The 11,962-nt window shown below is 65.7% G+C and carries 10 protein-coding genes and 1 pseudogene; 8 read left to right on the plus strand and 3 right to left on the minus strand.

Annotation, left to right across the window (positions count from 1 at the left end; genetic code table 11):
• Positions 1-113 precede the first annotated feature (113 nt).
• On the plus strand, positions 114-1,205 hold the full coding sequence (gene ribA, locus Q8J98_RS12575) for a GTP cyclohydrolase II (protein ID WP_305294660.1): 1,092 nt from the start codon (positions 114-116) through the stop codon (positions 1,203-1,205).
• Positions 1,206-1,209: 4 nt separating this feature from the next.
• Here ribA and Q8J98_RS12580 read toward each other — a convergent pair whose 3' ends face one another.
• Together Q8J98_RS12580 and Q8J98_RS12585 are read right to left on the minus strand one after the other, a co-directional pair.
• Positions 1,210-1,857 (minus strand): YggS family pyridoxal phosphate-dependent enzyme, encoded by a 648-nt coding sequence (locus tag Q8J98_RS12580; protein ID WP_305294661.1) that lies wholly within the window; start codon positions 1,855-1,857, stop codon positions 1,210-1,212.
• Positions 1,858-1,924: 67 nt separating this feature from the next.
• Entirely contained in the window at positions 1,925-2,779 is an 855-nt protein-coding gene (locus tag Q8J98_RS12585) for a porin (RefSeq protein ID WP_305294662.1), read from the minus strand.
• 252 nt (positions 2,780-3,031) lie between these two features.
• Here Q8J98_RS12585 and Q8J98_RS12590 point away from each other — a divergent pair, with 252 nt between their 5' ends.
• The 7 genes from Q8J98_RS12590 to Q8J98_RS12620 all read left to right on the plus strand — a co-directional run bounded on the left by Q8J98_RS12590 (position 3,032) and on the right by Q8J98_RS12620 (position 11,675).
• Complete coding sequence (locus tag Q8J98_RS12590; protein ID WP_305184437.1) at positions 3,032-3,541, plus strand: DUF3576 domain-containing protein; 510 nt, start codon at positions 3,032-3,034, stop codon at positions 3,539-3,541.
• A gap of 126 nt (positions 3,542-3,667) precedes the next feature.
• Positions 3,668-6,259, plus strand: a complete 2,592-nt coding sequence (gene leuS, locus Q8J98_RS12595; protein ID WP_305294663.1) for a leucine--tRNA ligase — start codon at positions 3,668-3,670, stop codon at positions 6,257-6,259.
• On the plus strand, positions 6,246-6,734 hold the full coding sequence (lptE, locus tag Q8J98_RS12600) for an LPS assembly lipoprotein LptE (RefSeq protein ID WP_305294664.1): 489 nt from the start codon (positions 6,246-6,248) through the stop codon (positions 6,732-6,734). Before leuS ends, lptE begins: the two co-directional genes overlap by 14 nt.
• Positions 6,731-7,753 carry a DNA polymerase III subunit delta gene (gene holA / locus Q8J98_RS12605; RefSeq protein WP_305294665.1) on the plus strand — a complete coding sequence of 341 codons (1,023 nt, stop codon included), beginning with the start codon at positions 6,731-6,733 and terminating at the stop codon, positions 7,751-7,753. Before lptE ends, holA begins: the two co-directional genes overlap by 4 nt.
• A gap of 76 nt (positions 7,754-7,829) precedes the next feature.
• Positions 7,830-9,131 (plus strand): mechanosensitive ion channel family protein, encoded by a 1,302-nt coding sequence (locus Q8J98_RS12610; RefSeq protein WP_305294666.1) that lies wholly within the window; start codon positions 7,830-7,832, stop codon positions 9,129-9,131.
• A gap of 1 nt (position 9,132) precedes the next feature.
• Complete coding sequence (locus Q8J98_RS12615) at positions 9,133-10,302, plus strand: TIGR03862 family flavoprotein (protein WP_305294668.1); 1,170 nt, start codon at positions 9,133-9,135, stop codon at positions 10,300-10,302.
• Positions 10,303-10,436: 134 nt separating this feature from the next.
• Positions 10,437-11,675: an MFS transporter gene (locus tag Q8J98_RS12620; RefSeq protein WP_370868087.1), complete on the plus strand. Its 1,239-nt coding sequence runs from the start codon at positions 10,437-10,439 to the stop codon at positions 11,673-11,675.
• 31 nt (positions 11,676-11,706) lie between these two features.
• Here the strand turns inward: Q8J98_RS12620 and Q8J98_RS12625 are convergent.
• Positions 11,707-11,962: pseudogene (locus Q8J98_RS12625) on the minus strand (ornithine cyclodeaminase); the annotation flags it as partial.

An 11,962-nucleotide genomic window follows, 5' to 3' on the forward strand; every position in this document is an offset into this window, starting at 1 on the left:
ATAGCTGCGCCCGTTAGCGCAGGCCCGCAAGGCAGTTGAAATCTTTCTCACGCGGACGTGTCGTGTGACCGGGATATGTTTCAATTCATGTCGCGGGGCGCTATCTCTGGCGCATGGATAGCGCCGCCCAGCCCCTCTGCCCCACCGCCGTCGAGCGGCTGAACCGCGCCCGCGCCGACCTGCGCATGGGCCTTCCGGTGGTGCTGCAGGGTACTGCCGGGGCGGCGCTCGCCGCTGCGGTCGAAACGCTGACCCCGACGCGGCTTGCAGCACTTGCCGCCTTGGGGCCGTTGACGCTGGCCTTGACCGCACGGCGCGCCGAAACGCTGAAGGCCCGCGCCTACGATGGCGATCTGGCGCGCGTGGCGGTGCCAGAGCACGCCAATCTTGGCTGGCTGCAAGCGCTGGCCGACCCGGCGGATGATCTTCGGGTGCCGATGAAAGGCCCGCTCAGAACCCTGCGCGAAGGCCCAGCCGATCTGCACCGAACCGCGTTGGCGCTGGCGAAATCGGCGCGGCTTCTGCCCGCCGCGCTGCTGGTGGCACTGGATGGCGCGCCACCCGCGGGGCTGACCCAACTCGACGCCGCCGAGGCGCAGACCTCGATGGCCGCGGCCGCCACCCTGCGCCCCATCGCCGCGGCGCGGCTGCCAATGGCGGCCGCCGAGGCCGGGCGGCTGCATGTCTTTCGCCCCGACGATGGCGGCGAGGAGCATTATGCCATCGAGATCGGCACCCCCGCCCGCGATACGCCGGTGCTGGTGCGGCTGCATTCGGCCTGTTTTACCGGCGATGTGCTGGGCAGTCTCAAATGCGATTGCGGCAGCCAGCTTGCTGCGGCGCTTGCCGCCATGGCCGCTGAAGGCGCGGGCGTGCTGCTTTACCTCAATCAGGAAGGGCGCGGCATCGGGCTTGCCAACAAGATGCGCGCCTATTCCTTGCAAGATCAGGGCTTTGACACTGTCGAGGCCAACCACCGCCTGGGTTTTGAGGATGACGAGCGCGACTTTCGCCTTGGCGCGGCGCTGCTGAAAGGCCTTGGCTTCACCTCGGTGCGGCTTTTGACCAACAACCCGGCAAAGGTGCGGATGCTGGCGGCAAATGGCATTACCGTGGCGGCGCGGGTGCCGCTCAAGGTCGGCCACACCCGCCACAACGCCGCTTATCTTGCCACCAAGGCCGCCAAATCGGGGCATTTGATGTAAGCGGTTAGGCGCGCGGGCCGAAGATGGCAGAGCCGACGCGCACATGGGTGGCACCCGCTGCCACTGCCGCCTCGAAATCGCTGCTCATCCCCATGGAAAGGCCGCCAAGCCCGTTGCGGGCGGCCATTGCGGCCAGCGCGGCAAAATGCGGGGTGGCGTCCTCCGCCTCGGGCGGAATGCACATGAGGCCCGAAAGCGGCAGGCCAAGCGCGCGGCAGTCGGCCACGAATCGGTCGAGGTCAGCGGGCAGCACCCCGGCCTTTTGCGGCTCACGCCCGGTGTTGACCTGCACGAAAAGCTCGGGGCAGGCCCCGCGCGCCTGCGCAAGACGGGCCAGCCGCTCGGCAAGGCTGGGGCGGTCAAGCGAATGGATCGCGTCAAACAGCTCCACCGCCACCTTTGCCTTGTTGCCTTGCAGGGGGCCGATCAGGTGCAGCTTCACCCCGGCGAAGGCGGCACGCCAGGCGGGCCATTTGGCCGCCGCCTCTTGCACATAATTCTCGCCGAACACCCGCTGGCCCTGGCGCAGCACCGCCTCGATGCGCGCGGGCGGTTGCAGCTTTGACACTGCGATCAGCGTAACCGACCCAGCCGCCCGCCCCGCCCGCGCCTCGGCGGCCCTGAGCCGCGCCGTGATCCCTGCCAAACCCATGCCGCCCCCCTTGAAAATGAAAAGAGCGGGCTTGCGCCCGCTCTTTCCGCTCCGTCCGATCCTGAGATCAGAACGAGAAGGTCATGCCGACTTCGGCTTTGGTGTCGCCAGCAACTTCGCCGATACCGGCGACGAGCTTGGCACCGCCGCCCATGGTGTAGGCAACGCCCACGCCAAATGCGGTGTCGGTACCGTCGGTGGCATAGGCAACGGTCAGCGCGGTGGCCGAGTTCAGCTTGTAGCCGAAGTCAACGCCGTAGGCATCAGCGCCAGCATCGGGCATCGAGTAGATCACGTTCGCCGAGATCGCGCCCATGGTGACGCCGCCACCGATGGTCAGCGTGTTGGTGCCGAATTCCGCCGAGTCGTAGCCCAGAGCAACCTTGAAGCCGTCGCCCTTGTAGCCGACGCCGATCGACCAGTCTTGGTCGGCAGCGGTGCCGCCAGCAACCGGCAGGTTGTACGACACGCCAACGGTCACCGCACCGAAGGTGCCGGTGTAGTTGATGTTGGCGGCGCTTTCGGCATAGAGGCCTTCGGCGAGGTCATCAACGCCGATACCTTTGTAGCCGACGTCGGCGATGCCGAGACCGACCGAGTCGGAACCGGTGTCAACGCCTTCACCGACGCTGACTTGGCCCCAGGAACCCGAAACCCAGACCATCGACGAACCGGTGGCGTCGGAGGTGGTGGTGTTGCTCGAACCGGTCAGGATGAAGCTGGCACCGAAGCCGAGGCCACCATCGGTCTTGCCCGACATGTTGAATTTCGCGCGAACGCGATATTCGGCGGTGAAGTCATTGACCGCGTTGGCCGAGTTGTACGACAGGCCGAAGCGGGCGTCGCCGGTCATTTTCACTTCGGCGGTCGCCGCGCCAGCGACGAGAACCAGAGCCGTCGTGGCAATAAGAAGTTTTTTCATCGTTTCCCTCGTATATCTAAGGTGCCAACCCAGCTCAGGGGACTCCGACCTGGGGATGGCGCTTTTTCGCCCCAGCCGCCGTGCAAAGCAACTGCGACAAACTGGCGGGCGGGTTAAGCCGCAATCATGGTGCAGTCTTGCCACAGTCTTTCCGCACCGGCGGATTTCCCCCGGCCGCCTTTGCCGGGAAAATCCTTGTCGCGCTTGGGCCCTTGGGCTAGACAACGAAAAGGCGAAACGGGGACCGTTCCGATGACCATGAAACGCATTCTGCGCGCAACCCTGCTGGCGGGCGTTGCCGCCTCGCTTGCCGCCTGCGGCAACGGCATCGGCAGCGGCAACCTGTTTGGCCGCGGCGGTGCCGCACCGGTGCCCGATACCGGCCCGAAGATGCGCAACGACATAGACCGCAGCGGCGGCACGATCTGGGATCTGTTCAAGAACGCCGACGACCCCAACATAACCGTCGAGGTCAACAAGTATCTCTGGCAGGCCTCGCTTGAGGTGCTCAATTTCCTGCCGATCCAGTCGGTTGACCCGTTCTCGGGCATCATCGTTACCGGCTATGGCACGCCGCCCGGCGGTGGCCGCAGCTACCGCGCCACGATTTATGTGACCGACCCGGCGCTTGATGCGCGCAGCCTCAAGGTCTCGTTGCAGGGTTCGGGTGGTGCCGCGGTTTCATCCGATACCGTGCATGCGGTGGAAGACGCGATCCTGACCCGCGCCCGGCAATTGCGCATTGCCGATTCGCGGCTCTGAGCGGCAGCTGCGCCCGCTTCGCGGAGGATATTTGACCTGAAGCAGGCGCGAAAAGCGTTGATGCGCTGGACCTTGGCGGGGCAGGCGGTGTAACCACGCGCGGCAGATGTGGTGAAGGGGCCAGAAATGTCGCGCTACGAACCCGGCCAGAGCGAAGCGAAATGGCAACAGGCCTGGGCCGACGCCGGGGTTTTTCGGGCGCGCCACGATGCGGCAAGGCCGAAGTACTATGTGCTCGAGATGTTCCCCTACCCCTCGGGGCGCATTCACATGGGGCATGTGCGCAACTACACGATGGGCGACGTGGTGGCGCGCTACAAGATCGCGCAGGGCTATTCGGTGCTGCACCCGATGGGCTGGGATGCCTTCGGCATGCCCGCCGAAAACGCCGCGATGGAGCGCGGCGGCCACCCCAAGACCTGGACCTATGGCAACATCGCCGACATGAAGGCACAGATGAAGCCCTTGGGCCTGAGCATCGACTGGAGCCGCGAGTTTGCCACCTGCGACCCGGAATATTACGGCCAGCAGCAGGCGATGTTCATCGACATGATGGCGGCGGGGCTGGTCTATCGCAAGGCCGCGGTGGTGAACTGGGACCCGGTCGATATGACCGTGCTGGCCAACGAGCAGGTGATCGAGGGCCGCGGCTGGCGGTCTGGTGCTTTGGTCGAACGGCGCGAGTTGACGCAGTGGTTCTTCAAGATCAGCGACTATTCCGAGGAATTGCTGGCGGCGCTGGATGGGCTGAAGGACTGGCCCGAAAAGGTGCGCGTGATGCAGGCAAACTGGATCGGCCAGAGCCGCGGTTTGCAATTTGCGTTTGAAACGGTGGGCGCGCCCGAGGGTTTCGGGCGGCTGGAGGTTTACACCACCCGCCCCGACACCCTGATGGGCGCGAGCTTCGCCGCGATCAGCCCCGACCACCCGCTGGCGCGGGCACTGGAGGCGCACGACCCTGCGGTGGCGGCCTTCGTTGCCGAATGCCGCCGCGTCGGCACCTCGGAGGAGGCACTGGAAAAGGCCGAGAAGCGCGGGCTGGATACCGGCATAAGGGTGCGCCATCCGCTTGATCCGGCTTGGGAATTGTCGGTTTACATCGCCAATTTCATCCTGATGGATTACGGCACCGGCGCGATTTTCGGCTGCCCCGCGCATGACGCGCGCGACTTTGAATTTGCGACGAAGTATGGGCTGGCGATCCCTGCGGTGTTTGTTGCCGAAGGCACCGCCGATGCGCCGCTGGCCGAGGCCTATGTGCCGATGAAATCCGAGCGCGTGCGCTATGTGCGCGGGTTTGCGGGCGAGGCGGTGCAAACCGGCGAAGCGGGCGTTGCCAGCGCGATTGCCCATTGCGAGGCGCGTGGCATCGGCCGCGGCGTTACCAACTACCGGCTGCGCGACTGGGGCATTTCGCGGCAACGCTATTGGGGCTGTCCGATTCCGGTGGTGCATTGCGCCGCCTGCGGCGTGGTGCCCGAGGCGAAGGCCAACCTGCCGGTGCGGCTGCCCGATGATGTTTCATTCGACCAGCCCGGCAATCCTTTGGACCGTCACCCGACCTGGCGGAACTGCGCCTGCCCGAATTGCGGCGGCGCGGCGCGGCGCGAGACCGACACGATGGACACGTTTGTCGATTCGTCGTGGTATTACGCCCGCTTCACCGCGCCGCATGCGGCAACGCCCACCGATCTGGCCGAGGCCGAGTACTGGATGAACGTCGATCAATATATCGGCGGCATCGAGCATGCGATTCTGCATCTGCTCTATTCCCGCTTCTTCGCCCGCGCGATGCACAAGACCGGGCATCTGCCCGCCAAGGCGATAGAGCCGTTCAATGCGCTTTTCACGCAGGGCATGGTGACGCATGAAGCCTATTTTCAGGATGAAATCACCGGTGTGAACCAAGACGGATCGCTTCATGTGCGGCGCGTTTACTACTCTCCCGACGATATAGAGAAGAATGAGGTCGGCGTTGCCTTCCGGAAGTTCGAAGGCTCTAAGCTCGATGTTCTGCCCTCACTGAAGATGTCGAAATCAAAAAAGAACGTGGTCGATCCGGTCAATATCATCGAGCGATTCGGTGCCGATACCGCGCGCTGGTTCATCCTCTCCGATTCGCCCCCCGAGCGCGATGTGGAATGGACCGCTGCCGGGGCCGAGGCCGCCTACAAGTTTCTCAACCGGGTCTGGCTGCTCTGCGACCGGATCGGCGAAATGCCCGCCGACCCGCCCGGCGAGGGCGATGAGGCACTGGCGCGCGCGTCGCACCGCGCCGTGCATGATGTCACGCAAAGCATTGAGTCTTTTGCCTTCAACAAGGCGATCGCGAAGATTTACGAGTTTACCAACACGCTGTCGAAGGCGCAGGCGAGCGCTGGCGCAATGCGCAACGCAATGCGCACGATGGCACAACTTATGTCGCCGATGGTGCCGCATCTGGCCGAGGAAATCTGGGCCAATCAGGGCGGCGCGGGTCTTGTGGCCACAGCGCCATGGCCCAAGGCAGACCCCGCCTTGCTGATCGAAGATACCGTTACCCTGCCGATCCAGATCAACGGCAAGCGGCGCGCCGAAATCACCGTGGCGAAAGATATGCCCACCTCCGAGGTTGAAAAACTGGTGCTGGCAGAGGAGACTGTGGCACGCGTGCTTGCCGGGCAGGCACCGAAAAAGCTGATCGTGGTGCCGGGGCGCATCGTCAATGTGGTTTACTGATCGCCGAAGCCTGATTGTCGCGCTTGCCGCCCTTGCGGGCTGCGGCTTCACACCTGCCTTCGCGCCAGACGGCGGGGCCGGGGTGTTGCTGGGCGCGGTCGCGCCCGATGCCCCCGCAACGCGCGACGATTTCGCCCTGACCCGGCGGCTTGCCGAACGGCTGGGGCCGCCAGATGCGCCGCGTTACCGGCTTGCCTACACCATTGCCACCGCCGCCTCGGGGCAGGCGATAACGCCCGATAACGCCACCACCCGGTTCTCGCTGCATGGCACCGCCGCGTTTCGGCTGATTGCCATCGGCAGCGGTGCCGAGGTTCTGGCAAGCGCGGTCGAAGGCTTCACCTCCTGGTCGGCCAGCGGCACCAGTGTTGCCACCCGCGCCGCCGAAGACGACGCGCACCTGCGGCTGATGCGAATCCTTGCCGACCAGATCGTGACGCGGCTGCTGGCGGCCGCCGCCAGCCTGCCGCAATGAAGCTGACCGGCGCTGCCGCCGCGCGCTTTCTGGCCCACCCCGCGCCCGACCTGCCGGGGGTGCTGCTTTATGGCGGTGACGCCATGCGGGTGGCGCTGAAACGCCAGGACCTGATCGCGCTCATGATCGGTGCCGAGGGTGAGCGGGAAATGCGCCTGACCCGAATCGACGCCGCAGACCTGCGCAAAGACCCGGCGGCGCTTGCCGATGCTTTGCGCGCGCAGGGCTTCTTTCCCGGCCCGCGGGCGGTGCTTCTTGAAGCCGCAACCGATACCGCCACGCCATTGGTGCAAGCAGCACTTGCCGACTGGCGCAAGGGCGATGCAACGCTGGTGGTAACCGCCGCCGTGCTCGCCCCCCGCTCAAGCCTGCGCAAGCTCTTCGAAGACCACCCCGGCATCGCCTGCATCGGCATTTACGATGACCCGCCAAGCAGCGAGGAAATCGCGCAGTCGCTGGCAAAGGCGGGGCTTCGCAATATCGGCCGCGAGGCGATGGCAGACCTGGTGGCACTGGCGCAGGCGCTCGACCCTGGCGATTTTCGCCAGACGATCGAGAAGATATCGCTTTACAAACATGGCGATGTATCACCGCTATCCTGCGATGACGTGGCAGCCTGTACACCCGCCACGATCGAGGCCGAGGTTGACGACCTCTTGCATGTGGTCGCCGAAGGCAGGGTTGCCGATTTTGCGCCGATGATGCAGCGCATCGCCGGGCAAGCGGTGCTGCCGGTGTCGCTCGCCATCGCTGCGGCGCGGCATTTTCGCACCCTTTATGCGGCCAAGGCAGACCCCGGCGGCCCGGCGGCAGGCCTCGCCCGCGCCCGCCCGCCGGTTCAGGGCCCGCGGCGCGACAGGATGCTGCGGCAGGCGCAGGCATGGCCGACCGCGCGGCTGGAGGAGGCGCTTCGGCAGCTGGTGGAAACCGACCTGTCGCTGCGCTCGTCGCAGCGCGCGCCCGCTATGGCGGTGATCGAGCGCACGCTGATCCGGCTGGCAAGATTGGCAAAGGGCTAAGCACCGCAGGGCTTGCTCTTGCCTTGTCGCGTCGGCTGAGGCACCAGAGCATCTGACGCCACCCCGAGAGGCACCGATGCAAGGCCAACCCGCATTCGTGACCAAGGCGATTGCCGCATTGAACGAAGCCTGGGAGCTTGCCGCAAGCTGGCTGACAAGCCCCGCCGCATGGTCGCAATTCACGCTGCTGGTGGCGTCCTGGTTGCTGGCGCGGCTCGCGGCCAAGCGGTTGGCCCCGCAACTCGCCCGCATGATAGGCCCGAAACCCGGTGCCACCGGGGCAATCGCCACATCCCGGCGCTTCGTGCTGCGCTTCCTGCCGCTGCTGCCGCTTCTGGCCTATGGCTTTACCGCAGTCGGCGAGGCCTTCACCCGGCAGGTATTCGGCTCCGGCGCGGTGATCGCTTTCGGCAAGCGGGTATTCCTGCTGCTCGCCGCCCGCATCTTCGTGCGCGACATGCTGCGCGACCCGTTCTTGCGCCTGCTCGGCCGCTATGTGCTGATCCCGGTGATGGCGGTCTATGCGCTGGGGTTGCTGCCAACCATCGCGGTCTGGCTCGAAAGCCTGACGGTCGAGCTTGGCAACATCCGCTTTTCGGTCATGGCACTGGCGCGCGGCGCGATTGCGGGCAGTCTGCTGTTCTGGCTCGGTGCGTGGTCGAACCGGCAAAGCACCGGCTATATCAAGGCCCAGGGGGCGCTGCGCCCCGCCACCCGTGAACTGGCCATGAAGGCCACCGAACTGGCCATTTTTGGTGCCGCCTTCCTGCTTCTCATGTCGATCATGGGCATCGACCTGACTGCAATCGCCGTGCTTGGAGGTGCGCTTGGCGTCGGTATCGGCCTTGGCCTGCAACAGATCGCGGCCAACTTCGTTTCGGGGATCATCCTGCTGATCGAGGGCCAGACCACGGTCGGCGACTACGTCGAACTTGATGGCGGCGAAAAGGGCACGATCGTTCGCATGACCGCCCGCGCCTGCATTCTGGAAACCTTCGACGGTCGCTGGATCGTCGTGCCAAACGAGCATTTCGTGACCACGCGGGTGGTGAATTACTCCGACCAGGGCAGCGCCAACCGCTACGAGGTGGCGTTTTCGGTCTCCTATGATACCGACATCAACCTTGTCCCGGGCATCATCGCACCCGCCGTAGCAGCCCTGCCCTTCGTTCTCGCGGCACCCGAAGGCCCCGATGTCGAACTGCGCGGCTTTGGCGAATCGGGGGTGGATTTCGCGGTTGAATACTGGGTGAACGGCATCGACGACGGGCGCAACAAATACGCAAGCCAGGTGCTCTACGCGGTCTGGAACGCGCTCAAGGCGGCGGCGATCGAGATCCCGTTCCCCCACCGTGTGGTGAAAACAAGGGTGGTCTGAAATGAGCGATGTCGTAGTGATCGGCGCTGGCCCCGCAGGGCTGATGGCCGCCGAAGTGCTGGCCGGGGCAGGGCACCGGGTGACGGTCTGCGATGCGATGCCAAGCCCGGCGCGCAAGCTTTTGCTGGCGGGCAAGAGCGGGCTGAACTTTACCCGCAACGAACCGGCCGCCCGTTTCGTTGCCAATTACAGCGCGCCATGGCTTGCCCCCATGCTCGCGGCTTTCGGCCCCGCCGAGGCGATGGGCTGGGCGCGCGGGCTGGGGATCGAGATTTTCACCGGCTCCACCGGACGCGTGTTCCCGGTCGAGATGAAAGGCTCGCCGCTGCTGCGCGCCTGGCTCGCACGCCTCGCCGCACTTGGCGTGCGGCGCAATCAGCGCTGGCGCTGGACCGGCTGGCAGGGTGACGCGCTGCGGTTCGACACCCCCGAGGGCACGCAACTTCTGGCACCCGCCGCCACCCTCCTTGCGCTTGGCGGTGCCAGCTGGCCAAGGCTTGGCTCCGATGCCGCCTGGGTGCCATTGCTGCGGGAGAGGGGGGTCGAGATTGCCCCGTTCCAACCCGCCAACGCCGCCGTGAGCGTAAGCTGGTCGCCGCACATGGCGGCGCATTTCGGCGCGCCGATCAAGGGTGTGGCGCTCCGCGCGGGTGGCCGGGTCAGCCGTGGCGAGGTGGTGCTGGGCGCGCGCGGCATCGAAGGCGGCGGCATCTACGCGCTCACCCCCCTACTCCGCGCGGGCGAGGCCCTCACGCTCGATCTTGCCCCCGGCCGCAGCCTTGCCGAAGTTGCAGGCCGCCTCGCCCGCCCGCGCGGCAGCGACACGGTGAGCAACTGGCTGCGCAAGGTGCTGCACCTCGACGCCGCCAAACTGGCGCTGGTGCAGGAATGGGGTCGCCCGCTGCCCACCGCCCCCGACCGCCTCGCGCGGTTGCTCAAGACCCTGCCCGTGCGCCATGATGGTCTGCGCCCGATTGCCGAGGCCATCTCTTCCGCTGGCGGCATCACCGCCGCCAGCCTGACCGAGGGGCTGGAGCTTCGCGCCCTGCCGGGCACCTGGGCGGCGGGCGAGATGCTGGATTGGGAGGCCCCCACCGGGGGTTACCTGATCACCGGTTGCCTCGCCACCGCCCGCCACGCAGCCAAGGCGATAGCGGCAAGCCTGCGCTGAGCGCCTGCTTCGGTCGAAATATCCCGGGGTCCGGGGCAGAGCCCCGGTGCCGCGCGAAATTGTTGCCAGCACAATTCATCATTTGACGCCCCGATCGCCGCCTGCAAATCTGCGCCCCTGCCTGACCGGAATCGATGATGCCCCAAGCCCGCCTGATAACCCCCGTGCTGATCGGTGGCTGCATCATCTTGATGCTCGGCTTTGCCATTCGCGCCAGCTTTGGCGTGTTCCAGATACCGATTGCCACCGAATTCGGCTGGCCGCGTGCCGAGTTCTCGCTTGCGATCGCCATTCAGAACCTTGCATGGGGCATCGGGCAGCCGCTGTTCGGGGCGCTGGCGGAGCGCTTCGGCGACCGCCGCGCGATTGTCGCGGGGGCGCTTCTCTACGCGGCCGGGCTGGTGCTGTCGGCCTGGGCAGTCACGCCCTTGCAGCATCAGCTGCTGGAAATCCTTGTCGGCTTCGGCATTGCCGGCACCGGCTTTGGGGTGATCCTCGCCGTCGTCGGCCGTGCCACATCGGATGCCAACCGCAGCCTCGCGCTCGGCATTGCCACCGCTGCCGGGTCGGCAGGTCAGGTTTTCGGTGCGCCGGTGGCCGAGGCGCTTTTGGCCGTGATGCCCTGGCAACAGGTGTTCCTGATCTTTGCCGCGGTGATCTTGCTTGCGCTTTTCGCGCTGCCGATGTTGCGCGCGCCCGTCCGCGCCAGCCGGGCGGAGCTGGAAGAAAGCCTTGGACATGTGCTCAGGCGGGCTTTCCGCGACCCCTCCTATACGCTGATCTTCCTCGGGTTTTTCTCCTGCGGCTATCAGCTGGCTTTCATCACCGCGCATTTTCCGGCCTTCGTCACCGAAATGTGCGGCACCATCGACCCCTCGGGAATGATCGCGAGTCTCGGGGTTTCGACAACGTCGGCGCTTGGTGCCTGGGCAATTTCGCTGATCGGCATCGCCAATATCGGCGGCTCGATCATGGCGGGGTGGCTTGGCAAGCGCTACACCAAGAAATACCTGCTGGCAGGCATCTACGCGGCGCGCACGCTGATCGCCGCCGCCTTCATCCTGACCCCGATCACGCCCGCGACGGTGGTGCTCTTCTCGCTTTCCATGGGCGCGCTCTGGCTCGCCACGGTGCCGCTGACTTCTGGGCTGGTGGCGCATATCTACGGGCTGCGCTACATGGGCACGCTTTACGGCTTCGTGTTCCTTTCGCACCAGATCGGATCGTTCCTCGGGGTCTGGCTGGGCGGCAAGCTTTATGACATCTATGGCAGCTACACCACGGTCTGGTGGATCGGCGTTGGCGTGGGCGCGTTTTCCGCAATCGTGCACTTGCCGATCCGCGAACGGGTGATGGAGCTTCGGGCCGCCTGAGAAGGCCGGGGGTTTTCGCAAAGAAGAAATCCTAGCGCTTCCGCCACGCCGCAAGGATGTATTGCGCGCAGATGAGATCAAGATGCGCGCCGCCGCCGTTCTTGCACAGGGTGATCTCGTCAGCGTTGGAGCGGGCAAAACCACCTGAAGCGAGGTCGTAGAAATCGGCGCGGATGCTTGCCGGGGTAATGACGCCGCGCGCGATCGGGTCTTTCAACTCGCCGATATGGGCGATGGTGGTGGCGCGGGCATCGACAAACAGGCTGGCGCGGGTCAGCGCCGTGTCA

Source organism: Phaeovulum sp., assembly GCF_030684035.1.
Classification (GTDB): domain Bacteria; phylum Pseudomonadota; class Alphaproteobacteria; order Rhodobacterales; family Rhodobacteraceae; genus UBA6213.